Source organism: Elioraea sp. (assembly GCF_022842375.1).
GTDB lineage: Bacteria > Pseudomonadota > Alphaproteobacteria > Acetobacterales > Acetobacteraceae > Elioraea_A.
Window position 1 is genome coordinate 282,848 of record NZ_JALHPR010000003.1, and the last position, 24,661, is coordinate 307,508.

Annotated in this window: 25 protein-coding genes; 9 read left to right on the forward strand and 16 right to left on the reverse strand. The window is 70.4% G+C overall.

Features of this window, described 5'->3' with window-relative positions:
• Positions 1–40: 40 nt before the first annotated feature.
• The 3 genes from recF to Q0C38_RS04775 form a co-directional block, all read right to left on the reverse strand.
• Complete coding sequence (gene recF, locus Q0C38_RS04765; RefSeq protein ID WP_291295917.1) at positions 41–1,231, reverse strand: DNA replication/repair protein RecF; 1,191 nt, start codon at positions 1,229–1,231, stop codon at positions 41–43.
• Between the two features lie 204 nt (positions 1,232–1,435).
• Entirely contained in the window at positions 1,436–2,572 is a 1,137-nt protein-coding gene (dnaN, locus tag Q0C38_RS04770) for a DNA polymerase III subunit beta (RefSeq protein ID WP_291295918.1), read from the reverse strand.
• Positions 2,573–2,698: 126 nt separating this feature from the next.
• The gene (locus Q0C38_RS04775; protein ID WP_291295919.1) at positions 2,699–2,926 is read right to left on the reverse strand and encodes a hypothetical protein; all 228 of its coding nucleotides are present in this window, start codon (positions 2,924–2,926) and stop codon (positions 2,699–2,701) included.
• 53 nt (positions 2,927–2,979) lie between these two features.
• On the opposite strand from Q0C38_RS04775, the gene Q0C38_RS04780 reads away from it, so the two are divergent.
• On the forward strand, positions 2,980–3,525 hold the full coding sequence (locus tag Q0C38_RS04780; protein WP_291295920.1) for an XRE family transcriptional regulator: 546 nt from the start codon (positions 2,980–2,982) through the stop codon (positions 3,523–3,525).
• On the opposite strand, the gene Q0C38_RS04785 is transcribed toward Q0C38_RS04780, so the two are convergent.
• Positions 3,498–4,484 (reverse strand): LysR family transcriptional regulator, encoded by a 987-nt coding sequence (locus Q0C38_RS04785; protein WP_291295921.1) that lies wholly within the window; start codon positions 4,482–4,484, stop codon positions 3,498–3,500. The genes Q0C38_RS04780 and Q0C38_RS04785 overlap by 28 nt on opposite strands.
• Before the next feature lie 78 nt (positions 4,485–4,562).
• Here Q0C38_RS04785 and Q0C38_RS04790 point away from each other — a divergent pair, with 78 nt between their 5' ends.
• A complete protein-coding gene (locus Q0C38_RS04790) occupies positions 4,563–5,555 on the forward strand; it encodes a zinc-dependent alcohol dehydrogenase family protein (RefSeq protein ID WP_291295922.1) in 993 nt (330 codons plus the stop codon).
• Positions 5,556–5,726: 171 nt separating this feature from the next.
• On the opposite strand, the gene dnaA is transcribed toward Q0C38_RS04790, so the two are convergent.
• The 4 genes from dnaA to mutM all read right to left on the reverse strand — a co-directional run bounded on the left by dnaA (position 5,727) and on the right by mutM (position 9,553).
• Entirely contained in the window at positions 5,727–7,250 is a 1,524-nt protein-coding gene (dnaA, locus tag Q0C38_RS04795; RefSeq protein WP_408870003.1) for a chromosomal replication initiator protein DnaA, read from the reverse strand.
• Between the two features lie 236 nt (positions 7,251–7,486).
• On the reverse strand, positions 7,487–7,756 hold the full coding sequence (gene rpsT / locus Q0C38_RS04800; protein WP_291295923.1) for a 30S ribosomal protein S20: 270 nt from the start codon (positions 7,754–7,756) through the stop codon (positions 7,487–7,489).
• Positions 7,757–7,885: 129 nt separating this feature from the next.
• A complete protein-coding gene (locus Q0C38_RS04805) occupies positions 7,886–8,659 on the reverse strand; it encodes an enoyl-CoA hydratase (protein WP_291295924.1) in 774 nt (257 codons plus the stop codon).
• A gap of 54 nt (positions 8,660–8,713) precedes the next feature.
• Positions 8,714–9,553, reverse strand: a complete 840-nt coding sequence (gene mutM, locus Q0C38_RS04810; RefSeq protein WP_291295925.1) for a bifunctional DNA-formamidopyrimidine glycosylase/DNA-(apurinic or apyrimidinic site) lyase — start codon at positions 9,551–9,553, stop codon at positions 8,714–8,716.
• Positions 9,554–9,603: 50 nt separating this feature from the next.
• On the opposite strand from mutM, the gene Q0C38_RS04815 reads away from it, so the two are divergent.
• The 6 genes from Q0C38_RS04815 (at position 9,604) to Q0C38_RS04840 (ending at position 14,077) form a co-directional block, all read left to right on the forward strand.
• Complete coding sequence (locus Q0C38_RS04815) at positions 9,604–10,362, forward strand: class I SAM-dependent methyltransferase (RefSeq protein ID WP_291295926.1); 759 nt, start codon at positions 9,604–9,606, stop codon at positions 10,360–10,362.
• Positions 10,363–10,375: 13 nt separating this feature from the next.
• Positions 10,376–11,566, forward strand: coding sequence for a bifunctional phosphopantothenoylcysteine decarboxylase/phosphopantothenate--cysteine ligase CoaBC (coaBC, locus tag Q0C38_RS04820; RefSeq protein WP_291295946.1), 1,191 nt, complete (start codon positions 10,376–10,378; stop codon positions 11,564–11,566).
• On the forward strand, positions 11,563–12,009 hold the full coding sequence (gene dut / locus Q0C38_RS04825) for a dUTP diphosphatase (RefSeq protein ID WP_291295927.1): 447 nt from the start codon (positions 11,563–11,565) through the stop codon (positions 12,007–12,009). Before coaBC ends, dut begins: the two co-directional genes overlap by 4 nt.
• 56 nt (positions 12,010–12,065) lie before the next feature.
• Positions 12,066–12,902 (forward strand): molybdopterin-synthase adenylyltransferase MoeB, encoded by an 837-nt coding sequence (locus tag Q0C38_RS04830; RefSeq protein ID WP_291295928.1) that lies wholly within the window; start codon positions 12,066–12,068, stop codon positions 12,900–12,902.
• Between the two features lie 10 nt (positions 12,903–12,912).
• Complete coding sequence (locus Q0C38_RS04835) at positions 12,913–13,377, forward strand: DsrE family protein (RefSeq protein ID WP_291295929.1); 465 nt, start codon at positions 12,913–12,915, stop codon at positions 13,375–13,377.
• 67 nt (positions 13,378–13,444) lie between these two features.
• Positions 13,445–14,077: an SH3 domain-containing protein gene (locus Q0C38_RS04840; RefSeq protein WP_291295930.1), complete on the forward strand. Its 633-nt coding sequence runs from the start codon at positions 13,445–13,447 to the stop codon at positions 14,075–14,077.
• Positions 14,078–14,108: 31 nt separating this feature from the next.
• Here the strand turns inward: Q0C38_RS04840 and Q0C38_RS04845 are convergent, their stop codons facing one another.
• Positions 14,109–14,678, reverse strand: coding sequence for a hypothetical protein (locus Q0C38_RS04845; RefSeq protein ID WP_291295931.1), 570 nt, complete (start codon positions 14,676–14,678; stop codon positions 14,109–14,111).
• Positions 14,679–14,695: 17 nt separating this feature from the next.
• Entirely contained in the window at positions 14,696–15,292 is a 597-nt protein-coding gene (locus Q0C38_RS04850) for a hypothetical protein (RefSeq protein WP_291295932.1), read from the reverse strand.
• Positions 15,293–15,467: 175 nt separating this feature from the next.
• On the opposite strand from Q0C38_RS04850, the gene Q0C38_RS04855 reads away from it, so the two are divergent.
• Entirely contained in the window at positions 15,468–16,280 is an 813-nt protein-coding gene (locus tag Q0C38_RS04855; RefSeq protein ID WP_291295933.1) for a DUF2272 domain-containing protein, read from the forward strand.
• 10 nt (positions 16,281–16,290) lie between these two features.
• Here the strand turns inward: Q0C38_RS04855 and Q0C38_RS04860 are convergent, their stop codons facing one another.
• The 6 genes from Q0C38_RS04860 to infB all read right to left on the reverse strand — a co-directional run.
• Complete coding sequence (locus Q0C38_RS04860; RefSeq protein WP_291295934.1) at positions 16,291–17,691, reverse strand: nitronate monooxygenase family protein; 1,401 nt, start codon at positions 17,689–17,691, stop codon at positions 16,291–16,293.
• A gap of 118 nt (positions 17,692–17,809) precedes the next feature.
• The gene (gene pnp / locus Q0C38_RS04865; RefSeq protein WP_291295935.1) at positions 17,810–19,963 is read right to left on the reverse strand and encodes a polyribonucleotide nucleotidyltransferase; all 2,154 of its coding nucleotides are present in this window, start codon (positions 19,961–19,963) and stop codon (positions 17,810–17,812) included.
• Positions 19,964–20,306: 343 nt separating this feature from the next.
• The gene (gene rpsO / locus Q0C38_RS04870) at positions 20,307–20,576 is read right to left on the reverse strand and encodes a 30S ribosomal protein S15 (protein ID WP_291295936.1); all 270 of its coding nucleotides are present in this window, start codon (positions 20,574–20,576) and stop codon (positions 20,307–20,309) included.
• A gap of 71 nt (positions 20,577–20,647) precedes the next feature.
• A complete protein-coding gene (gene truB, locus Q0C38_RS04875; protein WP_291295937.1) occupies positions 20,648–21,580 on the reverse strand; it encodes a tRNA pseudouridine(55) synthase TruB in 933 nt (310 codons plus the stop codon).
• Between the two features lie 4 nt (positions 21,581–21,584).
• A complete protein-coding gene (gene rbfA, locus Q0C38_RS04880) occupies positions 21,585–22,019 on the reverse strand; it encodes a 30S ribosome-binding factor RbfA (RefSeq protein WP_291295938.1) in 435 nt (144 codons plus the stop codon).
• 194 nt (positions 22,020–22,213) lie between these two features.
• Positions 22,214–24,661 (reverse strand): translation initiation factor IF-2 (infB, locus tag Q0C38_RS04885; RefSeq protein WP_291295939.1); only part of this gene is annotated, 2,448 nt, incomplete at its 5' end.

Sequence of the window (24,661 nt, forward strand, 5' to 3'; positions counted from 1 at the left end):
GATAGTCCTTGGTTTTCCGCAGAATCGACGTGACCGGTGATTATACCCCGGATAAGGGCCCTTGGGCAGCGCCGAAAGCATCGCCCACCGCCCCGCCCGGCCGCACCGAAAGCCAGAGCGTCGACGGCGCGAGGGAGGCGAACACGCCCCGATCCGTCCCTGTCAGGAACACCTGGGCGGAGAGGCCGGGAAGTGCGGCAAACAGCGCCTCGCGGCGGGTGGCATCGAGGTGGGCCGCCACCTCGTCGAGCAGCAGGATCGGCGCCGCCCCGCGCGCGGCGGCGATCAGCGCCGCATGCGCGAGCACGATGCCGACCAGCAGCGCCTTCTGCTCGCCGGTGGAGCACAGCGCCGCGGCGAGCCCCTTGGGCGCGTGGGTGAGCAGCAGGTCGGCCCTGTGCGGGCCCTGCCGCGCCCCGCCCGCGGCGGCATCGATGCCGCGCCCGGCGGCCAGCGCCGCGCGGAACCCTTCCTCAGCCGCCAGGGCGGGGCCTTCGGCCAGCGCTGCGTCGAGCGTGCAGTCGACGCCCGCGACGGCGGCTGGGAACGCGCCCGCGATGCCATCGGCCAGTGCCGCGTTGAGCCGAGCCACCAGCATCCGCCGCGCGGCGGCGACGGCGACGCCATGCCGCGCCATCGCATCCTCGAGCGCGGCGAGCCAGGCCTGGTCGACCCGCCCGCCGGCCCTGCCCTCGGCGAGCAGGCGGTTGCGCTCGGCCATCGCCGTGTCGTAGGCGGCCACCTCGCGCGCATGCGCCGGCTCGAGCGCCCAGACGAGGCGGTCGAGGAAGCGGCGCCGGGCCCCCGCCCCCTCCTGGAACAGCCGGTCCATCTGCGGGGTGAGCCAGACCGCGGCCACGCGTGCGGCGATCTCGGCCTGGGTGCGCGGTGGAGCCCCGTCGAGGCGGAAGCTGCGGCGCGTCGCGCCCGCTTCCTCGATGCCCGTGCCGAGGACAAGCGGCCCCAGCGGCGTGACGAACCGCCCCGCGACGGCCCATGGCGCGCCGGCGGCGTCGCCGGGGCCGCGGTGGCCAAGCTCGCCGATGCGCGCCGCTCTGAGGCCGCGGCCAGGCACGAGGAGGCTGATCGCCTCCAGGAGGTTGGTCTTGCCCGCGCCGTTCTCCCCGGTGAGCACGACGACGGGTGCCGCCGTGGCGAGGTCGAGGCTCTGGTAGGAGCGGAAGCGCGTGAGGGTGAGCCGCGTCAGCGCCAGCGGCGGAAGGGGCGTCATGTCGGCAGCACCGTTCCGACCTCCGGCCTGGGAGAGGCGCGCGCGCGGGAGCGTTCGAGACGTCGCTGCCGTGAGTCGGATGCCAAGGGTTTCGAGAACCGGCGCGCAGCGGGCTCAAGGCCCGTGAGCACCGGAAGCGCAGAAACCCGCCGGCCCAAAAACCAGAGTGGGGCGGCCACGGCAGTAGGATTCGCGGAGGCTCCCTCAGACGCGCATGGGCATCAGGACATACACCGCGCGCGGGTCGCCCTCGGCGCGGATCAGCGTCGGCGCCGCACCGTCGTGGAACTTGAACTCCACGCGCACGCTGTCGGCCATCTGGTCGGTGATGTCGCGGAGATAGCGGGCCTGGAAGCCGATCTCCATCGGGCCGCTGTCGTATTCCAGCTTGTCGGCGTCGATCTGCTCCTCGGCCGTTCCCTGCTCGGGGCTGGCGGCGGAGAGGGTGAGGCCCTGCTTGGCGATGGCCATCTTGACCGGGCGCGAACGCTCGGAGCTGATCGCCGCCACGCGGTCGACCGCTTCGGCGAAATCCTTCTTGGCGATGCGGAGAAGCTTGTCGTTGTCCTTGGGGATCACGCGGTCATAGTCGGGGAAGGTGCCGTCGATCAGCTTGGAGGTCAGCGTCACGGTGCCGAACTGGAAGCGGATCTTGGTGTCGGACAAGGCGATCTCGACCAGGTCCTGGCCCGGCACGTCATCGAGCAGCTTGCGGAGCTCGAGCACCGCCTTGCGCGGCACGATCACGCCCGGCATGCCGGCGGCACCGTCGGGCAGGTCCTCCTCGACCCGCGCGAGGCGGTGCCCATCGGTCGCGACGGCCCGCAGCACTGGCGCGCCCTCGCTCTCGGCGACGTGGAGATAGATGCCGTTGAGGTAGTAGCGCGTCTCCTCGGTGCTGATGGCAAAGCGCGTGCGGTCGACCAGGTCGCGCAGCACGCCGGCCTTGAGCTGGAACCGATGCGGCAGCGTGCCTTCCTGCAACGCGGGGAAATCCTCCACCGGCAGGCAGACGAGGGAGGTGGCGTAGCGGCCGGCGCGAAGGGCCAGCTGCGCATCGCCGCCCGGATGGTCGAGCTCGATCACCGCGCCTTCGGGCAGCTTGCGCACGATCTCGTAGAGCGTGGCCGCCGGCGCGGTCGTCGCGCCGTTGCGCACCACCTCTGCCGCCACCTGCTCGAGGGCGGCGATCTCCATGTCGGTCGCAGCGAGGCTGAGTGCGCCTTCCTTGGCGCGGATCAGCACGTTGGCGAGGATCGGGATGGTGTTCCGCCGTTCGACCACGTTCTGGACGTGCGACAGCGCCTTCATGAGGGCGGAGCGTTCAACCTTGATCTTCATGGATGACCCCAGGGACCCGATCGCAGCGTCAGGACAGGCACGGAAACCCCGAGCGGGAACCCGACTCGGGGCACGGACTATAGCAACCGCAACCCTGGGGGTTAAGGCAAGCTGTGTGTTTCGGGCCTAGAGATAACGGCCGCGCTCCATGATCTCGCGCTGATAGTCCCGATAGGTCATGCCCAACTCCTCCGCCCGCGCAAGCCGGCGCAGCGCGATCTCGCGCGGCGGGGTCTTCCAGGCCTTCCTGTGCGCCCGCGTCCAGCACCAGAGGCGCCAGGAGGCGTTCGGATCCGGCTCCTCCAGCGGAGGGCCGCCATTGTGGCCGAGGCGAGGGACGGGTGGCGTTGTCATCGCATGGCTACTATGATGGACGTATGGACACCATACAAGATGCAACCCTGGCGTTGGATCCCCTCGCCGCGCGGCTGAAGGCAGAGCGCGAGGCACGCGCCTGGTCGATCGCCGTTCTGGCGGAGCGCTCGGGCGTCTCGCGGGCGATGATCAGCAAGGTCGAGCGCGGCGAGGCGAGCCCGACGGCAGCCCTGCTCGGCCGGCTCTCCGGCGCATTCGGTCTGACGGTCTCGACCCTGCTTGCCCGCGCCGAGGGGGCAGGTGCGGGGGTGGCGCGGGCGGGCGCGCAGCCGCTCTGGCGCGACCCGGAGACGGGGCTGAAGCGACGCACCCTCACCCCAGCCGGCGCCGACCCGGAGCTCGTGCTCGCCGCCCTGCCGCCTGGGGCGCGCATCGCCTATCCGGCAGCGTCGTACGCGCTGCTGCGCGGACAGTGCATCTGGCTGTTCGAGGGTGCGCTGCTGTTCCACGAAGGCAACGTCGTGCACAGCCTCGCGGTGGGTGACTGCCTTGCCCTCGGCGCGCCGGCCGATTGCGCGTTCGAGAATCCCTCCGCTACCGAAACGGCGCGCTACGTCATCGCGCTGGCGCGGCGCTGAAGCTCCGCTGGCAGGTCACGCTCCCACGGTGGCGTGCCGGCGAAGGCATGCGCGAGCAGCGCTGTCGCCGCGCGCACGCGTGGTGACGGTGCACCGCCCGGGCGGACGGCCCAGACGGCACGCCCATCATCGAGCGTAAGCGCGGGCAGCACGGGAACGAGGGCACCGCTGCGGAGATGCTCCGCGCAGTTCCAGAGCGCCTGGTGGGTGATGCCGAGGCCGGCGAGGGCAGCGTCACGCAGCGCCTCGCCATTGTCGATCACGAGGCGCCCCTCTGGTCGCCCCGCTGGCTTCAGCACGACATGTTCCGCAGCCGTCGCGAACCGCCATTCCGCCTGCCCGGGCAGCACCAGGAGATCATGCCCCGCAAGTGCAGCGAGCGAGGCGGGAAGGCCACGCCGCGCGACATAGGCGGGTGAGGCAACGAGCACCGTGCGGCTGTCGGCCAGCCGTCGCGCCACGAGGCCGGGTTCGATCGCGGCAGCGACACGCACGGCGAGATCGATCCCTTCCGCCACCAGATCGACCATCGTGTCGCTGAGCCTGAGCGCGACGGACAGTTCCGGATTCGCATCCATCAGCCGTGGCAGGAGCGGCACGAGATGTTGCCGCCCGAAGCTTGCCGAGGCGGCGATCACGATGCGCCCCCTGACGCCGCGCGGGCCGGGAGCGAGTGCCGTCGCTGCCTGTTCGAGTGCGATCACCACTGCCTCGGCATGCGGCAGCAGCCGTGCGCCGTCATCGGTCAGCGCGAGGCTGCGCGTGGTGCGGTGGATGAGGCGCGCACCGGCGGCGCGTTCAAGGCGCGCGAGCCGCTTGCTCGCCACCGCCGGCGCGAGCCCGAGATCAGCGGCGGCGGCGGTGACCGAGAGCCTGGCGGCGATGCGCAGGAACAGCACGAGATCCTCTGGCAGCATCGCGCAGTCATGCCATTGCTTCCGTGGCGGCGAAACTGCCATGCCGACACGGCCGCTTATCGCGTGCATGGTGCCACCCACGTGTAGCCGGCGCGCATGGTGCGCCGACAAGGAAGGATGATGATGAAGGCGATGGTGATTGACCGCTTCGGCGGGCCCGAGGTGTTCCAGGCAGCCACCCTGCCCGACCCCGTGGCGGGGCCGGGCGAGGTGCTCGTTGCGATCGCTGCGGCGAGCGTCAACCCGGTCGACTGGAAGCTGCGAACGCATGGCCCAGCGATCGCCCCAGCGCTGCCCGCCGTGCTCGGCACCGATTTCGCGGGCCATGTCGTTGCACTCGGAGATGGCGTGTCAGGCTTCGCGGTGGGCGATGCCGTCTATGGCTGTGCCGGCGGCGTGCGCGGCATGCCCGGTGCCTATGCCGGCATGATCGCGGCCGATGCGCTACTGATCGCGCATGCGCCGAAGGGGCTTTCGATGCGCGAGGCCGCGGCGCTGCCGCTCGTGACGATCACCGCCTGGGAAGGGCTGCATGACCGCGCGCGGATCGGCGCTGGAGACACGGTGCTGATCCATGGCGGCACCGGTGGCGTCGGGCACATTGCGCTGCAGGTCGCGGCGGCAGCGGGCGCGCGCGTGTTCGCCACCGTCTCCAGCGCCGAGAAGGCGACGCTTGCCCGCACGCTGGGTGCTGCCGAGACGATCGACTACCGCAACGAGATGCCGGAGGCCTATGTCGCGCGGCTCACGGGCGGGCGCGGCTTCGATGTGGTGTTCGATGCGACGGGCGGGAAGGACATCGCGACGAGCTTTGCCGCCGTGCGCACGAGCGGCCAGGTGGTGACCATTGTCTCGCAGTACACCGCCGACCTCGCGCCGATGCACGGCAAGGGGTTAAGCCTGCATGTGGTGTTCATGCTGCTACCGATGTTGACCGGCCTTGGCCGCGACCGCCACGGCGCGATCCTCACCGAGGCGGCCCGGCTGGTCGAGGCCGGCAAGCTCCGCCCCCTCCTCGACCCCCACCGCTTCCCGCTGGAGGACGTCGCCGCCGCCCACGCCCATCTCGAAAGCGGCAAGGCCATCGGAAAAGTCGTCCTCGAGGTCGCCTAACCCTTCAGCGCGGAACCGGCCCGTCGAGAGACGGCCTGAGAATTCGCTGCTGTGAGTCGGATGGCGCAGGTTCCAGAGAACCGGCGCGCAGCGGCCTTTATGGCCGTGAGCACCGGAAGCGCAGGGAACCAAAGCCAGACGGCCGCAGCAGTAGAATTCGCGGGCCGTCTCTCAGCTTTCGAGCATGCGGCGGAGGAGTTCAACATCCTCGGCGAAGGCGCTGTCGCGCTGCATGAGGTCGGCGATGCGCGAGCAGGCGTGCATCACCGTGGTGTGGTCGCGGTTGCCGAACTTCCGGCCGATCTCCGGCAGCGAGCGCGAGGTGAGCTGCTTGGCGAGATACATCGCCACCTGGCGTGGCCGTGCCACGGCGCGTGCGCGGCGGGCCGAGGACATGTCGGTGAGCCGGATGTTGTAGTGCTCGGCCACGCGCTTCTGGATCTCCTCGATCGTGACGCGGCGATCCTGTGCGCGGAGAACGTCGTGCAGCACCTCCTGGGTGCTCTCGAGCGTGATCGGGCGGCCGACCAGCTGGCCATGCGCGACGACGCGGTTCAGCGCGCCCTCGAGTTCGCGGACGTTCGTCGTGATCTTGTGGGCGAGGAACTCCATCACCTTCTGCGGCACCAGCATGCCGGCGAGTGCTGCCTTGGCCTGCAGGATGCCGATGCGGAGCTCGAAGGTGGTGGCGTGGATGTCGGCCACCATGCCGCAGCCGAGCCGCGTGCGCAGCCGCGCGTCGAGCTCGGAGAGGTCGGATGGGCTCTTGTCGGCGGAGACGACGATCTGCTTCCCGGCATCGACCAGCGCATTGAAGGTGTGGAAGAACTCCTCCTGCGTGTTGTCCTTGCCGATGAGGAACTGCAGGTCGTCGACCATCAGCACGTCGACGGAGCGAAGCTGCTCCTTGAACTCGACGGTGTTCTGGCTGCGGATCGCCGAGATGAAGCGGTACATGAACTTCTCGGCCGACATGTAGGCGACGACGCGCTCGGGCATGCGCTCGCGGATCGCCCAGGCGATGGCGTGCATCAGGTGCGTCTTGCCGAGGCCGACGCCGCCATAGAGGAACAGCGGGTTGAACCCTGGCTGGGCGCGGTCGTTCTCGGCCACGCGGCGGGCGCAGGCATAGGCGAACTCGTTCGGCTTGCCGACGACGAAGGTCGCGAAGGTGAAGCGAGGATCGACGGTGCCGGCGAACTCGGCCCGCGCGGCATCCGCGCGCGGGTCGGAGCGGCCATTGTTCGGCGCTGCATGGCCATTGGCGCCGCGCCCGGCCCCGGGGCGGGTCGGCGGCAGCGGGGCCGAGACGATCGTCTCCGGCGGCGGCCTGCCATGCGATACGGGGCTCACCTCTTCGGCCAGGCCATCCACGGCCGCAGCACCGATGCGGAGCGTCACGCGGCGGATGCGCGGGTTCTCGGCGCCCCAGAGGCTCTTGAGCCGTTCGCCGTAGTGGCTTCTGACCCAATCGCGCAGGAAGCGCGTCGGCAGGACGATGGTGACCTCGTCCTCCTCGGCTTCGGCGAGCGTCATCTGCTTGAGCCAGGTGCGGTACTCGACCTCGCCGACCTCGTCGCGAAGCCGGCCACGCACGCGGGCCCACTGGGCCCCCAGCTCTCCGTCCAAACGACGCACCAGCGTAAGCCCCGCCTCTCCTGAGCGCCCCCGATCGGCTTCCCGGTGCACGGTCATACAACCTCTGATCGTTATGACCGCAACCTTGCCGTCCCCTGTTTTACGAAGGTGGGGGCAACAAAAGCAAATGATTATTTGCGATGATGTTACGGATCAAAGACAAAGCCTAAGCTATTGTCGGCCTATACTTGGCCTTGTCTTTGAAGGGATTTGAGGGCGAGTTGGTCAGTCCGCTGACGAAACGGACATTCTGCCGCCCCCGGAACATCGGAGGGACGCGGCAGGCGCGGTCTCTACGCCGGCGCGGTCGCCTTCACGCGCTTGGAGAGGCGCGAGAGCTTGCGGGCGACGAGGTTCTTATGGACGAGGCCCTTCGTCGCTGCACGGGCAAGCTCGGGCTGCAGCGCCTGCAGCGCGGCGCGTGCATCGGCCTCGACGCCGGCGCCGATGGCCGTCTCCACCTTCTTGATGAAGCTGCGCAGCCGCGACATGTCGGACCGGTTGCGCGCCGTGCGGCGCGCGGTCTGGCGGATGCGCTTCTTCGCCGATGCGGTGTTGGCCATGTCAGCTCACGTCCCAGTGCAACAATGGAGGGCGGCGCAGGAACTCTCGCGCCGAAGGGCCGGGTAGGTACACCCCGACCCAGCGGGCGTCAAGCCGCAGAGCGCGCGCATGTGGCAATGCATGCCTGATCAGCGATGCGTAAACGCGGCCTTACGCTTCTCGGCGAAGGCCGTCATGCCTTCCACACGGTCGGCGAGAGCGAAGCAGGACTGGAACACGCGACGCTCGAAACGAACGCCTTCGGTCAGCGTCGTCTCGAAGGCGCGGTTCACGCTGTCCTTCGCCATCGCGACCACGGGGCGGCTGAGCCCAGCGATCTTTTCCGCCACCTTCAGCGCCTCGGCGACAAGCTCCGCCGCCGGCACGATGCGCGAGACGAGGCCCGAGCGCTCGGCTTCCGCCGCATCCATCATCCGGCCGGTGAGGATCATCTCCATCGCCTTGGCCTTGCCGACGGCGCGCGTCAGACGCTGCGTGCCACCGGCGCCGGGGATGATCCCGAGATTGATCTCGGGTTGGCCGAACTTCGCCGTATCGGCCGCGAGGATGACGTCGCACATCATCGCCAGCTCGCAGCCGCCGCCGAGCGCGAAGCCTGCAACCGCCGCGATCACCGGCTTGCGGATGGTGAGAACCGTCTCCCAGCGATTGCCGATGAAATCGTCGGCGGCCACGTCGGCGAAGGACTTGTCCTTCATCTCCTTGATGTCGGCCCCGGCGGCGAAGGCCTTCTCGCTGCCAGTCAGCACGATTGCGCCAACGCCATCGTCGGCATCGAAGGCGCGCAGCGCGGCGCCAAGCTCGACCATCAGCGCGTCGCAGAGCGCGTTCAGCGCCTGTGGCCGGTTCAGCGTGATGAGGCCGACGGCCCCGCGCGTCTCGACAAGGATATGCTCGGGCATCGTGGTGTTCCCTCTTGCTGCGGCGCAGCAGCGATACTCAACGCCCAGCGCTTGTCAACGCTGCGTCCTGGGGCAAGAGAAGCTCGAACGGCCGGCTTGCGTGAACACCGCGATGCCGGGGCAGGCAGGCGGGCCGGGGCAGCGTTCGCACGCCTGGCCGCCGCGGCCATACACCTTCCAGGCATGCTGGAAGTAGCCAAGCTCGCCATTGGCCTGGCGATAGTCGCGCAAGGATGACCCGCCAGCGGCGATCGCCTCGGCCAGCGTCTCCTTGATCGCCGGCACGAGGCGCCCGGCCCGCGCCCCGGCCACCGTATGCGCCAGCCGCCGGGGAGAGATGCCCGCACGGAACAGCGCCTCGCACACGTAGATGTTGCCGAGCCCCGCCACGGTACGCTGGTCGAGCAGGGCTGCCTTGATCGGCGTATGCCGGCCCGCGAGCGCGGCGGAGAGTACATCGGCGGTGAAATCATCGCCCAGCGGCTCGGGGCCGAGGCGGGCAAGCTGCGGATGCAACGCCTCGTCGGCGGTGGCGAGCATGTCTAGGCTGCCGAAGCGGCGCGGGTCGACGAAGCCGGCGCGCCAGCCATCGTCGGTCTCGAACACCACGTGCTCGTGCAGGGGCGGCGGCGTGTTCGCGCCAGGCGGGGCCAGCACGATCCGCCCGCTCATGCCGAGATGCAGGATCAGCGTCACGCCGCCTTCGAGGCGCATCAGCATGTACTTCGCCCGCCGCGCGAAGCCCTGCACGCGGCGGCCGGAGGCGCTGGCGAGGTCGGGCGGCAGTGGCCAGCGCAGGTCAGCCCGCGTGGCCGTGACGCGCACGAGAACGCGCCCATCGAGCCTCGCGGCAAGGCCGCGCATCACCGTCTCGACCTCTGGCAGTTCGGGCATCGTCCCTCGTCTCTCGCGCTTGGCGGGGCAAGACGCTAGTCTGCCTCGCCATGACCGACAACGCCGGCTCCCAGGACCAGACCACGCATTTCGGCTTCCGCACCGTCGCGCGCGAGGAGAAGAAATCCCTCGTGCGCGGCGTGTTCGATGGCGTGGCCCGCCGCTACGACCTGATGAACGACCTGATGAGCTTCGGCGTGCACCGGCTCTGGAAGCGCGCCTTCCTCGCGCAACTGGCCCCGCGCCCGTCGATGCGGCTGCTCGACCTCGCGGGCGGGACGGGCGACATCGCCTTCGCCGCGCTCGACCGCGGCGCGGGCTTCGTCGTGCTGTCGGACATCAACGCCGCGATGCTCAGCGTCGCGCAGGACCGCGCGATGGAGCAGGGGCGCGCCGGCAAGCTCGCCTTCCTCTGCGCCGATGCCGAGCATATCCCCGTTCCCGATGCCTCGGTCGATGCGGTGACGATCGCCTTCGGCCTGCGCAACTGCACCGATATTCCCGCCGTGCTGGGCGAGGCGTTCCGCGTTCTCCGGCCCGGCGGCAACTTCCTCTGCCTCGAGTTCAGCCGCGTCACCGTCGCCCCGCTCGTGCCGGTGTACGATGCCTACTCGTTCCGCGTCCTGCCCGCCCTCGGCCGCACCGTGGCGCGCGATGAGGAGGCGTATCGCTACCTCGCCGAGAGCATCCGCAAATTCCCCCCGCAGGAGGAGCTCGCCGCGATGATGCGCGAGAAGGGCTTCGCGCGCGTCACCTGGCGCGACCTCTCGGGCGGGATCGCGGCGATCCATTCCGGCTGGCGCCTTTGACGCTCGCCCCATGATGCTGTCCGGCAAGCGCCTGCTGCTGATCGTCTCCGGCAGCATCGCCGCGTACAAGGCGCTCGAACTCGCGCGGCTTTGCGGCAAGGCGGGCGCCTCCGTCACCGGGCTGCTCACCGCAAGCGGTGCGCGGTTCGTGACGCCGCACGCGATGGCGGCCATCACTGGGGCGCGCGTCTACGGCGATCTCTGGTCGCTCGAGGACGAGACGCATGCGGGGCATATCCGCCTCGCGCGCGAGCATGACGCGATTATCGTCGCTCCCGCCTCGGCTGACCTTCTGGCGAAGATGGCGCTCGGGCTTGCCGATGATCTCGCGACGACCGTGCTGCTCGCCACCACGCGCCCCATTCTCGCCGCCCCCGCGATGAACCCCACGATGTGGGCAAAACCCGCCACGCAAGGTCATGTCGCGACGCTCACAGCGCGCGGCGTGCGCTTCGTCGGCCCCGACAGCGGCGCGATGGCGGAAGCCGAGAGCGGGCCGGGCCGGCTGGCCGAGCCTGCCGCGATCCTCGCGGCCGTCGACGCCATGCTCGGCGGCGGCGCGTTGGCCGGGCGCCACGCGCTGGTCACCTCCGGGCCCACCTGGGAAGCGCTCGACCCCGTGCGCTACATCGCCAACCGCTCCTCCGGCCGGCAGGGGCATGCGATCGCCGCGGCACTCGCGGCACTCGGTGCGCGCGTCACCCTCGTCTCCGGCCCCGTGGCGATCGCCGATCCGGCTGGCGTGACCGTGGCGAGGGTGGAATCGGCGCGCGAGATGCTGGCGGCATGCGAGGCCGCGCTGCCGGCCGACATCGTCGTCGCCGCCGCCGCCGTGGCGGATTGGCGCCCGGCCGAGATCGGCGCGCGCAAGATCAAGAAACAGCCCGGTGACGCGCCAGCGCCGCTCGCACTCGCCGAGAACCCCGACATCCTGGCGACACTCTCGCATCCCGGCCCTCGGCGCCCGCGCCTCGTGATCGGTTTCGCTGCCGAAACGCACGACGTGGTCGCGCACGCCACCGCCAAGCGTGCGCGCAAGGGGTGTGACTGGATCATCGCCAACGACGTATCGGGCGACGTGATGGGAGGCGAGGAGAACACCGTGCACATCGTGACCGAAGGCGGCGTCGAGGACTGGCCGCGCCTCGCCAAGGCAGAGGTCGCGTCGCGCATCGCCGCGCGCATCGCATCGGTGTTTGCATGACGCGTGTCGCAGTCACCCGCCTCGCCCATGGCGCCGACCTGCCGCTGCCGGGCTATGCGACGTCGCACGCAGCGGGCATGGACCTCCTTGCCGCCGTTGCCGAACCGATGACGCTCCCGCCAGGTGCGCGTGCGCTCGTTCCCACCGGCATCGCCATCGCGCTGCCGCCGGGCTTCGAGGCGCAGGTGCGTGCGCGCTCTGGCCTCGCACTCCGCCACGGCATCGGCGTGCTGAACGCGCCCGGCACGATCGATGCCGATTATCGCGGCGAGGTCGGCGTGATCCTGGTCAACCTCGGCGATGCTCCCTTCGTGGTCGAGCGCGGGATGCGCATCGCACAGATGGTGATCGCCCGGCACGAGACGGCGGTCTGGGACGAGATGCCCACCCTGCCCGAGAGCGGGCGCGGCGCCGGCGGGTTCGGCAGCACGGGAACGCGCTGAGCGCGGCAGTCGGCGCGACAGTTGGTGTGGCCGCCCCGGCGTGCCATATCACGGTGATGGACTTCACCGAGGACCAGATCCAGCGCTACGCGCGCCACATCCTGCTGCCCGAAGTGGGCGGCGAGGGGCAGGCGAAGCTCAACGCCGCGCGGGTTCTGGTCATCGGTGCCGGCGGGCTCGGCTGTCCCGTGGCCCTCTACCTGGCCGCTGCCGGCGTCGGCACGATCGGCATCGTCGATGACGACAGGGTCGAGCTGTCGAACCTCCAGCGCCAGGTCGCGCACACGACGGCGCGCATCGGCCAGCCGAAGGTCTCCTCCGCCGCCGCGGCGATGACCGCGATCAACCCGGAGGTGCGCGTCATCGAACACGCCACGCGCATCACGGCGCGCAACGCGATGGACCTCGTCTCCGCCTACGATCTCGTGTGCGACGGGTCGGACAATTTCGCCACGCGCTTCCTCGTCGCCGATGCGTGCCACCTCGCACGCCGCACCCTCGTCTCGGCGGCGGTGCTGCGCTTCGAGGGCCAGCTTTCCACCTTCCGCAGCCATCGCGCCGGCGAGAGCGGGATGGGCGAGCCCTGCTATCGCTGCCTGCACCCGGCCCCACCGCCTGACGGCATGGTGCCGTCCTGCGCGGAAGCCGGCGTGTTCGGCGCCGTCACCGGCGTCCTCGGAACCCTCCAGGCGACCGAGGCGCTGAAGGAGATCCTCGGCATCGGCGAGAGCATGAGCGGGCGACTGCTGCTCTGGGATGCGCTCGCGGCACGCTTCCGCACCGTGCGGCTGCCGCCCGATCCTGCATGCGCACTCTGCGGCGCGCACGCGACCATCCGAGACCTTTCCGCGCACGCAACGGCGCACTCCCCTTCCTGCACGGTACCAGCATGAGCGAACGAGCATGAGCCTTTTCGATCCGCTTCCCCTCCCGCCCGAGCTGGTGGGCGGCGCGCCAGCGCCTGTCGGCATCCTGCTGATCAGCGGCACGTATGAGCGCGCGCACTACGCGCTCGTCGTCGCCACCGCCGCTGCCGCCACCGCGCGGCCCGTCGTGCTGTTCGCCACGAACGCGGGCGTGCGCGCCTTCCTCGCCGCGCGCAGCGACGGTGCGCCAGGATGGACCTCGCTCGCCCACTACGGCGGGGCGGCGAAGCGCGACGAGGAGCTGCGCGCGCGCGGCGTGGCCGGCTTCGCCGAGCTGCTCACCGCCGCGAAGGAGCTCGGCGTGCGGCTCATCGTGTGCGAGGCGGGGCTGAAGGCGGAAGGCCTGCTGCCCTCGATGCTCGACGACACGCTCGAGGGCGAGGTCGCTGGCGTGGTCACCTTCCTCGCGGAGACCGAGGGCGGGCAGATCGTCACGCTCTGATGGGGCATCCGCGCAACGCAAGGCGCGTGACTTGACCCGGCGCGGCGCGGCTTGGCACAGGCTTGCCATGCGCCTTCTGCTTCTGTGCATCGGGACGCTCCTGTCTCTCCCCGCGGCGGCCCAGCGCCCGCTGCCGCTGCCACCGGCATGGCCGGAGACGGTTCCCCCGGCACGCTCGGCGCCATCGCAGCCCGGGCGGCAGGCAGCACCGCTTCCCCCAAGCCCGCCGCCGGAGCCGCCCGTTCCCGTCCGAACGGCAGATGCGCCGCGGGGCACCGTCACCGGCCTGCCGTTGCCGCGCTACGTGAGCCTCGGGTCGAACCGGGTGAACGTCCGCACCGGGCCGGGAACGCAGCACCCGGTGGAGTGGACGTTCCAGCGTTCGGGCTGGCCGGTAGAGGTCGTCCGCGAGTTCGGGATCTGGCGCCGCGTGCGCGATCATGACGGCGCTGAAGGCTGGGTGCAGCAGAGTTTCCTGTCGGGCCGGCGCAGCCTCGTGGTGCGCGGCGACACGCGTCCCCTGCACCGCCGTGCCGATGACGATGCGCCCGTGATCGCGCGGCTTGCCCCTGGCGTTCAGGGGCGCATCCGCCGCTGCGATGCGGGGGCTACCTGGTGCGAGGTCGAGGTGCGCGGCAACCGCGGCTGGCTGCGCCGGTCGTGGTTCTGGGGCAGCTACCAGGACGAGGAGGTAAAGTAGCGGGCTCGCCCTGCCCGCAACCGCCGGCCGTTCAATCGATCGCCCAGGGGCCCGCGCGGTTGAGCTGCTGGTCGGTGAAGCTTGCTGCCCGCGCGGCATCGGGCACGAAGGGCATGGCCGAGAGCGTGGCCAGCACATCGCCGGGCGGGCGCGTGAACGGTGCTGCAGCAAGCACCCGCTCCGCCGCCGCAACGTTGCCCTGCTGCAACGCCCCGGCCAGCGCCGTGAGCTGCGCGATCACCTGCGCCGGCGGCGCTGCCTCGGCAATGCCGAGCACCGCGCGCAGCGCCGCGCGCCCACGCTCCATCTGCGCCTGGGCAAGCGGCGAGACGCCGACGAAGCGCGGCTCGCGCAGTTGCTCGGTGACGAACTCGTACTGCGCCACCACCTGCGCTGCGACCGCAGGGCGCGCGGCCATGCGACGCGGATCACCGAGGTTCGACGACGCCGACGCAGAAGCCGTCATCACCGGGTCGGACCCGACGGTGAGGTTGATCGCGGGCAGCCGGAAGGCGCTCAGTCCCTGTGCCGGCGGCGTTCCCGGGTGCTGCGTGCACCCGATCACAAGCGCCGGGACGATCAGCGTGCGTGCGAGGCGCACCCAACCCGAACGGACCCTCACGGCGTGAAGTAGCGCGAGCCGCCCGGCCGGTTGAACTGCTGTTCGGCGAAGCTTGCCGCCCTGCCTGCGGCCGGCACCTCCGGCATCGCCTGCAGCGTCGCGAGCACGGTCGCTGCCGGGCGCGTGAAGCTGCCACCGGTCACGGCCGTCTCGGCCGCCGCCGCGTCGCCGCGCCCGAGAGCGCCCGCGGCCTGGGTGAGCTGCGTGATCACCGCCTCGCTCGGCGCATCCTGGCGGATGCCAAGCGTGTCGCGCAGCGCGATGCGGCCGGCATCCATCTGGATCTGCGTCAGCGGCGAGAAGTCGATGAAGCGCGGTTCCCGGAGCGCCACGGTGGCAAACTCATACTGGGCAGCGACCTGTGCCGCGAGCGCCGGCCGGCCAGCAAGCCGCGACCGCGGATCGGCGTAGAACGAGGAGGCGGACATCACCGAGGTGAGCACCGGGTCGGTGCCGAAGGGCACGCCGAACGCCGGTGCCTGGTTCACGTTCACCGGGCCGTAGGTGATGCCCTGTGCGGGCTGCGTGCCGGGGGCCTGGGTGCAGGCGGCAAGGCCGAACGCGGCCGCCGCGATGATGCCGATGCGCGACATGGGGTGTCTCCTCATGGCTGCGATGGTTCCACTATTCCCGCCACCGCTCAACCAACTTCCGCGCGACGGTCAGCGACCGCAGCCATGGGCAGAAGCCCTCTCCCCCGACGCGGGAGAGGGGACCGAATGGCGCGATCAGGCACACGCGGCAAAACCAAGCTATGCTGCTGGCGTGATGAGACGAAACCGACCCGCCGCAACGCTCCTCCTGCTCGCGCTGCTGTCGGCCTGCGCCGTCGCCCCGCCGCCTGCACCGCCGGTGCAGTACCCGGCAGCGGCGCGCGACAGGCTGGTGCGCATCGCGCTCGCCGAATGGGAGGAATGGGGCAGGCTCTTCATCGACCATACCGGCACAGAGCAGGCCGCACCGCTGGACGAGCGCCGCGAGGATGATCGCGAGGCCTTTCCCGCCGTGCTCGCCTACTGGTCATCCGTGCCGGGGCGTGAGGAGACGATCGCTGCCAACCTCGCACGGCTGCGCAGCGTCGAGGCGACCGCGTCAGGCTACGCGCCGGTCTGGACCGACGTGCCCTGGAGTGCCGCGTTCATCAGCTTCCTTGCCCGCAGCGCCGGCTACGATCGCGGCGATGTTCCCTCCGCCGACGCGCATTGGCGGATCGTCGATGCGCTGATGCAACGCGAGGCGGCGTTTCCCGGCCGCGCTGCCTTCGGCGTCGCCTCGCCGGAGGACCAGGCCGCGATGCCGGGCGATATCCTTTGCGCCACGCGGTCGGGCGAGCGCGGCCGCTATGCCGTGCCGGAGGATCGCTTGGCCGAGGCTGGCCGCGCGGTGCCGATGCATTGCGACGTGGTGGTGGGCACGCGGCCCGACGTGATCGAGGTGGTCGGCGGCAATGTCGGCGATGCCGTGCGGATGGCGCTGTTGCCGGCCCTGCCCGATGGCAGGCTGGCCGCACCAGCGACGGACAGCAGCGCGCCCGAGATGCCCGCCTGGTTCGTGCTGTTCCCCAATCGCGCGGGGCGGTGAACGCGGCGCCTCAGTGCCCCGTCGCGATCCGCTCGACCAGCTGCTTCACGCTGGGCACGAACCCGTTCGAGTAGAACGGGTCAGTCGCGAAACGATAGGCGTTGTGGCCCGAGAACATCAGGTTGCGGTTCACGTCATCGCCATGGGCGATGTCCTGCAGCGTCTTCTGGATGCAGAAGCTGCGCGGATCGGCCTTCTTGCCCGTGGAATAGTCGGGCTCGTGCTGCGACCAGTTGGAGAAGCGGCAGAAGCTGAGGCAGCCCATGCACTCGATCTGGTCACGGCGGATCTCGGCTCCCTTGTCGGGGGCGACGAAGATCAGCGTGCCGTCGGGCGTGCGCATCGCCTCGGTGAAGCCCTCCGCCGTCCAGGCGCGCGCGCGCGCGGCATCGGCGGGCGTGAGGTACACCAGCCGCCCGCGGGGGCCGGTGCCGAAGCCCTCGGTGTGCTCGCCCATCGCCTCGGCGGTGTAGGCGACCTGGCGATCGTTCCGCTCACGCAATTCCTGGAGGAAGCCGTTGCTCACGGCCGATGAGTAGAATCCGGTCGGCGAGAAGCGGTTGAGGTAGACATCCCCTTCCTTCAGCGTCATCAGCCGCTGCTTCCACGCATCAGAAATCGGGCTCTCCTTCGTCAGCAGCGGGCGCGTGCCGAACTGGAAGGCCACCGGGCCAATCTCCGGGTTGTCGAGCCAGTGCTCCCACTCCGACAGCCACCACACCCCGCCCGCCATCACGATCGGAACGTCGTTGAGCCCGAACTCGTTCATCGTGCGGCGGAGCGCGGCGACGCGGGGATAGGGATCCTCCGGCCGCTCGGGATGCTCGCTGTTGGACAGCCCGTTGTGGCCGCCGGCGAGCCAGGGGTCCTCATACACCACGCCGCCGAGCCACTCGGGCGTCTTGGAGTAGGCGCGCTTCCAGAGCGCGTTGAAGGCCCGCGCCGACGAGACGATCGGGTAGTAGTGGACGCCGAACCGCGCGGCGATGTCGGACAGGCGATAGGGCATGCCGGCGCCGCAGGTGATGCCGTTGATCAGCCCCTTGGCACCCTCGAGAACGCCGACGACGACACGCTCCGCCCCGCCCATCTCCCAAAGGATGTTGGCGTGGATGCGCCCGCGGCCGCCCGACATCTCCCAGGCGGTGCGCGCCTGCTGGATGCCGCCCTGGATGCCGAAGGCGACGAGCTCCTCATGCCGCTCGCGCCGCGTCTTGCCCTCGTAGGTCTGGCGCACCAGGCGGCCATCGGGGGTGTAGCTGTCGGCGTTGACGGCCGAGAACGTGCCGACGCCGCCGGCGCCGGCCCAGGCGCCCGACGTCGCGCCATTGGAAATGGCCACGCCCTTGCCGCCCTCGACGAGCGGCAGGACCTCGGCTCCCCCCATGCGGATCGCGTTCAGCGGCTTCACGGCACCCCCTCCCGCGCGGCGCCCCGCCACGCGTGATGTCTTTTCCGGAGATATATGACAGCGCTCGGCCGGGGTACCACCCCCCGGCCGATCACGCGTCGTGTGGCAGGAGCCCCCTCTACTGGGCCGCCTCGGTCTCGCGGCGACCGCCGCCCTTCGGGCCGACCTTGTCGCTGATGTCCTCGCCGGTGGCCTGGTCGACCACGCGCATCGAGAGCTTCACCTTGCCGCGCTCGTCGAAGCCGATGACCTTCACCTTCACGGCATCGCCGACATTGACGATGTCGCTGGTCTTGGCCACGCGCGCCTGGGCGAGCTCGGAGATGTGAACGAGGCCGTCGCGCGAGCCGAGGAAGTTCACGAAGGCGCCGAAATCAGCCGTCTTGACCACCTTGCCGTCGTAGATCACGCCGATCTCGGGCTCGGCCACGATGCCGCGGATCCAGTTGATCGCCGCCTGCGCCGCCTTGTCGTCGGTCGCGGCGACCTTGATCGTGCCGTCATCCTCGATGTCGATCTTCGTGCCGGTCACCTCGGTGATCTCGCGGATCACCTTGCCGCCCGAGCCGATGACCTCGCGGATCTTGTCCTTCGGCACGTGGATCACGGTGATGCGCGGCGCGTTGGCCGACACGCCGTCACGCGGCCGGTTCATCGCCTTGGCCATCTCGCCGAGGATGTGGATGCGCCCGTCCTTCGCCTGGCCGAGCGCGATCTGCATGATCTCGGGCGTGATGGACGTGATCTTGATGTCCATCTGCAGGGCGGTGATGCCCGTCTCGGTGCCGGCGACCTTGAAGTCCATGTCGCCGAGCGCATCCTCGTCGCCGAGGATGTCGGACAGGACCGCGAAGCCCTTGTCCTCCTTGATCAGCCCCATCGCGATGCCGGCGACCGGGCGCGGCAGCGGCACGCCCGCATCCATCAGCGCGAGGGACGAGCCGCACACCGTCGCCATCGAGGACGAGCCGTTGCTCTCGGTGATCTCGGAGACGACGCGGAGCGTGTAGGGGAACTGCTCCTTGGTCGGCAGCAGCGGGCGCATGGCGCGCCAGGCGAGCTTGCCGTGGCCGATCTCGCGACGCCCCGGGCTGCCCATGCGGCCGGCTTCGCCCACCGAGTAGGGGGGGAAGTTGTAGTGCAGCATGAAATGCTCGCGGTACTCGCCCTCGAGCGCATCGATGATCTGCTCGTCGTCGCCGGTGCCGAGGGTGGCGACGCAGAGCGCCTGGGTCTCGCCGCGGGTGAACAGCGCCGAGCCGTGCGTGCGCGGCAGGGTGCCGACCTCGACATAGATCGGGCGGACGGTCTTGGTGTCGCGGCCATCGATGCGCATGCCGGTATCGAGGATGGCGTTGCGCACGATGTCGGCCTCGAGCTCCTTGAGCATGCCCTTGGCCTTCTCGGCATCGAGCCCCTCGGCGGCGATCGCGGCGAGTGCGGCCTTCTTCGCGACGCTGAGCTTCTCGACGCGCGCCTGCTTGATGCGCTCGCCATAGGCCTCGGTGATCGGGCCGCGCGCCAGCGCCGACAGGCGCACCTTCAGCGCCTCGACCGCCGGGTCGGCTTCCGACATCGGCCAGGGCTCCTTCGCGGCCTGCTCGGCGAGCTGGATGATCGCCTCGATGACGGGCTGGAAGCCGGTATGGCCGAAGGTGACGGCGGCGAGCATCGTCTCCTCAGTCAGCTCCTTCGCCTCGCTCTCGACCATCAGCACGCCTTCGGTCGTGCCGGCAACCACCAGGTCGAGGCTGCTTTCCTTCAGCTGCTCCGCGGTCGGGTTCAGCACGAACTCGCCGTTCACATGGCCGACGCGGGCGCCAGCGATCGGGCCCATGAAGGGAATGCCCGAGATCGTCAGCGCGGCGGAGCAGCCGATCATCGCCACCATGTCGGGATCGTTCTCGAGGTCATGCGACAGCACGGTCGCGATCACCTGCACCTCGTTGCGGAACCCATCCGGGAACAGCGGGCGGATCGGGCGGTCGATCAGGCGGGAGGTCAGCACCTCCTTCTCGGTCGGGCGCCCCTCGCGCTTGAAGAAGCCGCCGGGGATCTTGCCCGCGGCGAAGGTCTTCTCCTGGTAGTGCACCGAGAGCGGGAAGAAATCCTGCCCCGGCTTGGTCGAACGGGCGCCGACGACGGTGCACAGCACCACCGTGTCGCCGTAGCGGGCGAGCACCGCGCCATCGGCCTGGCGCGCCATCTTGCCCGTCTCGAGCGACAGCGTGCGCCCGCCCCAGGTGAGCTCCTTGCGGAAGAATTGGAACATCAACGGTCATCCTTTCGTCTGGATGCCGAAGCGAACGGCGGGGCAATCCGCCACGCGCGCGCCCGCAGGGTGCAGGCGGCGCTTCGGGCGGCATGGTGTCCGCGGCGCGGGGGTTGCCCCACGCCACGTCCCCATGTGACCGGAAACGCCGTCATGCTTGCCCCCGCGCGGGGAGATGCGCCGTGTCGGGGGTCGCTGACCGCCGCACGCAACGGCTGCCGCGCGCCACCATGGCGCGCGGGTCGTCGTGGTGCGGGGGGAAAAGCCACCCCCGCACCGCTATCGTGAGTGCGCGGCCGATGGCCCCGCCCCCTCTGCCCACGTGGGCCTCAGCGCCAGGGCCTCAACGACGAAGGCCGAGGCGCTTGATCAGCGTCTCGTATCGCCCGTTGTCCTTGCGCTTGACGTAGTCGAGCAGGCGGCGACGCTGTCCCACCATCATCAGGAGGCCGCGGCGCGAATGGAAGTCCTTCGCGTGCGTCTTGAGGTGGTCGGTCAGGTTGCGGATGCGCTCCGACAGCAGGGCGACCTGCACCTCGGGCGAGCCCGTATCGCCGGACTTCGTGGCGTATTCCTCGATCAGCGCCGTGCGGCGCTCAGCCGTGATCGACATCGGGGTTCTCCTGGTGACCCGCTGCGGGACACCCGGGCACGGGACGCGCCTGGGTGCGGTTCGGGCGCCGTTCAGACCGCGTGGGACAGAAGCCGCACCGGGTGCAGCAACCCCTCGCCAAGCCGGCCGAGTGCGAGCGCCTTGCCCCCCGCCATCACGCGCACCAGACCACCGTCCGGATCAGCGTCCTGCGGCATCCGGGCGAGGAACGGAATGAGCGACAAAGCCTGTCCGTTCGTCAGCCGGGCGGCCTCCTCCCCTGTCAAGGCCAGCGCCGGGATGTCGGCCAGCGCGGTCTCGACCGGGAGCACGAGGCTCAGGGCAGCGGCGTCTTGCCCCAGGGAAAGCAGTTTGTCCAGGGAAACCGCGCCCGCCTCGTTGAAGGGGCCGACCCGCAGCCGGCGCAGGGCCACCACATGCCCGACCGTGCCGAGGGACAGGGCGAGGTCGCGCGCGAGGCTGCGCATGTAGACGCCCTTGCCGCTCTCGACGGCGAAGATGGCCGTGTCGGCATCCGGCCGCTCGATCAGGTCGAACCGGTCCACCTGGGCGGGGCGGGCGGCAAGCTCCACCTCGGTGCCGGCGCGGGCGAGGTCATACGCCCGCTCGCCCTGCACCTTCACGGCGGAGTAGCGCGGCGGCACCTGCATGATGGCACCGGTCAGCGCCGGCAGCGCCGCACGGATCGCCTCGTCGAACGGCCGGACATCGGACGTGGCGGTCACGGCACCGTCGGCGTCATCGCTGTCGCGCGCCTCGCCGAAGCGCAGGGTGAAGCGGTACTCCTTGGTGCCGTCCATCACGTAGGGGACGGTCTTGGTGCCGGCCCCGAGAGCGAGCGGCAGGATGCCGGTGGCCAGCGGGTCGAGCGTGCCGCCATGGCCGACCTTCTGGGCGGCGAGCGAGCGCTTGACGGCGTTGACCACGTCGGTCGAGGTCATGCCCGAGGGCTTGTCGATCACCAGCCAGCCGTCGATCGGCCGGCCCTTTGGCTTTCGCGGCATCTTCTCAGCCTTCGTCGTCGCCGTCGGCTGCGGGATCCTTGGCGCCGAGGTCGCGCGCGACGACGGGGCTGGCCAGCAGCGCCGTCATCCGCGCCGCTGCCTCGAGCGCGGTGTCGGCGCGGAAGACGAGGTTGGGCGAGAACTTGGTGCGCACCGCCTGCGACACCTGGCCGCGCAGAAAAGGTGCTGCCCGCTTCAGCGCGGCGAGGATGACCGTCGGATCGCCACCGCCGAGGGGCGTGACGAACACGGTCATGTGCTTGAGGTCGGGCGACGCGCGCACCTCGGTCACGGTCACGGGCGTGCCGGCGAGGTCAGGGTCACGGAAATCGCCCCGCTCGAACACGGCGGCAAGCGCGTGCCGCACCTCCTCCGCCACGCGGAGCTGGCGCTGCGACGGGCCTGATGCTCCGCCAGATTGTGTCTTGCCCCGCGCCATCTTTCGCTGCCCGTCGCCCCCTCACCAGAGAGCCCGTTCGAGACGTCGCTGCCGTGGTTCGGCTGGTGGGTGGTTCCGAGAACCGGCGCGCAGCGGCCTTGATGGCCGTGAGCACCGGAAGCGCAGGAACCGCCCGCCCCCCTCGGAGAGAAGAAAGAGGGGCGGCCGCGGCAGTAGACGTATCGAATGGGCTCTCAGGCCGGAACGATCTCCGTCTCGAAGCACTCGACCATGTCGCCCTCGGCGAGGTCGTTGAACCCGGCGAAGGAGAGGCCGCACTCGAAGCCGCGGGCCACTTCCTTCACGTCGTCCTTGAAGCGCTTCAGCTGGCTGAGCTCGCCGGTGTGGATCACCACGCCCTCGCGCAGCAGCCTGACGCCTGCACCACGCTTGACCACGCCCTCGGTGATCATGCAGCCCGCGACCTTGCCGGTCTTGGTGATGTTGAACACCTTGCGGATCTCGGCGTAGCCCAGGAACTTCTCGCGTTCCTTGGGCGCAAGCTTGCCCTTCACCAGGTTCTCGATGTCGTTCGCGACGTCGTAGATGATCGAGTAGTAGCGGATATCCACCCCGTCGCGCGTCGCGAGCTCCCGCGCCTGGCTCGTCGCGCGCACGTTGAAGGCGACGATCACGGCATCGGAGGCCTTGGCGAGCTGGATGTCGCTCTCGGTGATCTGGCCCACCGCGCTGTGCAGCACGCGGACCTTCACCTCGTCGTTGCCGAGCTTCATCACGGTCGCGGCGATTGCTTCCGACGAGCCCTGCACGTCGGCCTTCACGAGGACGGCCACTTCCTTCTGCTCGCCCGCCTGGATGCGCGCGAGCATCTGGTCGAGCGTGCCGCGCGCGGCCGTCTGGCCGGCAGCCGACTTGTCGCGGAGCTTGCGCTGGCGGAACTCGCTGATCTCGCGCGCCCGGCCCTCGTCCTCGACCGCGACGAACGGCTCGCCGGCCGATGGCACGGCGGACAGGCCCAGGATCTCGACGGGCATGGAGGGGCCCGCGTCCTTCACCGGCCTGCCCTTGTCGTCGAGCATCGCGCGCACGCGGCCCCACTCCGCCCCGGCGACGACGATGTCGCCCTGGCGCAGCGTTCCCTTCTGCACGAGAACCGTCGCGACCGGGCCGCGGCCACGGTCAAGCCGGCTCTCGATCACGGTGCCCTCGGCGGCACGATCTGGATTGGCCTTGAGGTCGAGAACCTCGGCCTGCAGCAGGATCGCTTCCTCGAGCTTGTCGAGGTTGGTGCGCTTCAGCGCCGAGACCTCGATGTCCTGCGTCTCGCCGCCCATGTCCTCGACCACGACCTCGTGGGAGAGGAGCTCGGTGCGCACGCGCTGGGGGTTCACGCCCGGCTTGTCGATCTTGTTGATGGCGATGATCATCGGCGCGTTCGCCGCCTTGGCGTGGCGGATCGCCTCGATGGTCTGCGGCATCACGCCGTCATCGGCAGCGACCACCAGCACCACCATGTCGGTCACGGAGGCGCCGCGCGCACGCATCGCGGTGAAGGCCTCGTGGCCCGGCGTGTCGATGAAGGTGATCTTGGCACCCGACGGCAGCGTCACCTGGTAGGCGCCGATATGCTGGGTAATCCCGCCCGCCTCGCCCGCCGCGACATCGGTCGCGCGCAGGGCGTCGAGCAGGCTGGTCTTGCCGTGGTCGACATGGCCCATGACGGTGACGACGGGCGGCCGCGACAGCAGCGTCGCATCGGCATCCGCCACGCCATCGAGGCCGATCTCGACATCGCTCTCCGACACGCGCTTCGGCCTGTGGCCGAGTTCGGTGACGACGAGTTCCGCGGTGTCGGCATCGAGCGACTGCGTGATCGTCGCCATCACGCCCATGCGCATCAGCGTCTTGATCACGTCGGCGCCGCGCACGGCCATGCGGTTGGCAAGGTCCTGCGCGGTGATCGCTTCGGGAATGATCACCTCGCGCACGACCTTCAGGTCGCCGGAGCGAAGCCGGTCGGCGTCGGCCTGGCGGCGCTCGCGCTCGCGCTGGCGGCGCAGGCTCGAGATCGACTTGACGCGCTCGTCCTCGTCCGTCATCGCGGCGGCGACGTTCACCTTGCCGCCACGTGAACGATCGGGCAGGCCCTTCTTGGCGGGGGTGAGGACGGGGCGCTTCGGCGCGCCCGGTGCGCCACCGGGACGGCGGGGGCGGCTGTCATCCTCCTCCTCGCCGCCGCGGCGGAGCCTGAGCGTCGTCTCTGCCGCCGTGGCGGGGGTCGCTGCCGGCCGCGGTGCCGCGGGTGCGGCGCCACCGGTGCGGCCGCGGGCATCGGCACGCTCGGCCGCCGCCTCGGCGCGGCGGCGCACCTCGACATCCTCTGCCTTGGCCTTCTCGCCATCTGCGCTGCGGCGGCGCGCATCCTCCTCGGCGCGGGCCTTGGCGTCGGCCTCCGCCTTCGCGGCTGCCTCCTCCTCGGCCTTCTTCCGCACTTCCTCCTCGGCCTTGCGACGGGCCTCCTCGGCGGCGGAGCGGACGGAGATGGACTGCGCCTCGGCGTCGCGCCGGCGCTGCTCGCGCATCTGCTCCTCGAGCGCGCGGGTGCGGGCGGCGCGCTCCTCGGTGGTGAGCTGGCGTGGCTGGCCGGGGGCGGGCCGCTGCCCACCCTGCGGGCGGGGCCC

Bases quoted from the DNA above. Each gene is read 5' to 3' on its own strand.
- rbfA (WP_291295938.1), bottom strand. From the start codon at position 22,019: ATGGCGCGGGGCAAGACACAATCTGGCGGAGCATCAGGCCCGTCGCAG.
- mutM (WP_291295925.1), bottom strand. From the start codon at position 9,553: ATGCCCGAACTGCCAGAGGTCGAGACGGTGATGCGCGGCCTTGCCGCG.
- Q0C38_RS04855 (WP_291295933.1), top strand. From the start codon at position 15,468: ATGAGACGAAACCGACCCGCCGCAACGCTCCTCCTGCTCGCGCTGCTG.
- recF (WP_291295917.1), bottom strand. From the start codon at position 1,231: ATGACGCCCCTTCCGCCGCTGGCGCTGACGCGGCTCACCCTCACGCGC.
- rpsT (WP_291295923.1), bottom strand. From the start codon at position 7,756: ATGGCCAACACCGCATCGGCGAAGAAGCGCATCCGCCAGACCGCGCGC.
- Q0C38_RS04790 (WP_291295922.1), top strand. From the start codon at position 4,563: ATGATGAAGGCGATGGTGATTGACCGCTTCGGCGGGCCCGAGGTGTTC.
- Q0C38_RS04785 (WP_291295921.1), bottom strand. From the start codon at position 4,484: ATGGCAGTTTCGCCGCCACGGAAGCAATGGCATGACTGCGCGATGCTG.
- dut (WP_291295927.1), top strand. From the start codon at position 11,563: ATGACGCGTGTCGCAGTCACCCGCCTCGCCCATGGCGCCGACCTGCCG.
- Q0C38_RS04835 (WP_291295929.1), top strand. From the start codon at position 12,913: ATGAGCCTTTTCGATCCGCTTCCCCTCCCGCCCGAGCTGGTGGGCGGC.
- Q0C38_RS04775 (WP_291295919.1), bottom strand. From the start codon at position 2,926: ATGACAACGCCACCCGTCCCTCGCCTCGGCCACAATGGCGGCCCTCCG.
- Q0C38_RS04830 (WP_291295928.1), top strand. From the start codon at position 12,066: ATGGACTTCACCGAGGACCAGATCCAGCGCTACGCGCGCCACATCCTG.
- dnaA (WP_408870003.1), bottom strand. From the start codon at position 7,250: ATGACCGTGCACCGGGAAGCCGATCGGGGGCGCTCAGGAGAGGCGGGG.
- rpsO (WP_291295936.1), bottom strand. From the start codon at position 20,576: ATGTCGATCACGGCTGAGCGCCGCACGGCGCTGATCGAGGAATACGCC.
- Q0C38_RS04815 (WP_291295926.1), top strand. From the start codon at position 9,604: ATGACCGACAACGCCGGCTCCCAGGACCAGACCACGCATTTCGGCTTC.
- Q0C38_RS04805 (WP_291295924.1), bottom strand. From the start codon at position 8,659: ATGCCCGAGCATATCCTTGTCGAGACGCGCGGGGCCGTCGGCCTCATC.
- Q0C38_RS04840 (WP_291295930.1), top strand. From the start codon at position 13,445: ATGCGCCTTCTGCTTCTGTGCATCGGGACGCTCCTGTCTCTCCCCGCG.
- coaBC (WP_291295946.1), top strand. From the start codon at position 10,376: ATGCTGTCCGGCAAGCGCCTGCTGCTGATCGTCTCCGGCAGCATCGCC.
- Q0C38_RS04850 (WP_291295932.1), bottom strand. From the start codon at position 15,292: ATGTCGCGCATCGGCATCATCGCGGCGGCCGCGTTCGGCCTTGCCGCC.
- pnp (WP_291295935.1), bottom strand. From the start codon at position 19,963: ATGTTCCAATTCTTCCGCAAGGAGCTCACCTGGGGCGGGCGCACGCTG.
- truB (WP_291295937.1), bottom strand. From the start codon at position 21,580: ATGCCGCGAAAGCCAAAGGGCCGGCCGATCGACGGCTGGCTGGTGATC.
- dnaN (WP_291295918.1), bottom strand. From the start codon at position 2,572: ATGAAGATCAAGGTTGAACGCTCCGCCCTCATGAAGGCGCTGTCGCAC.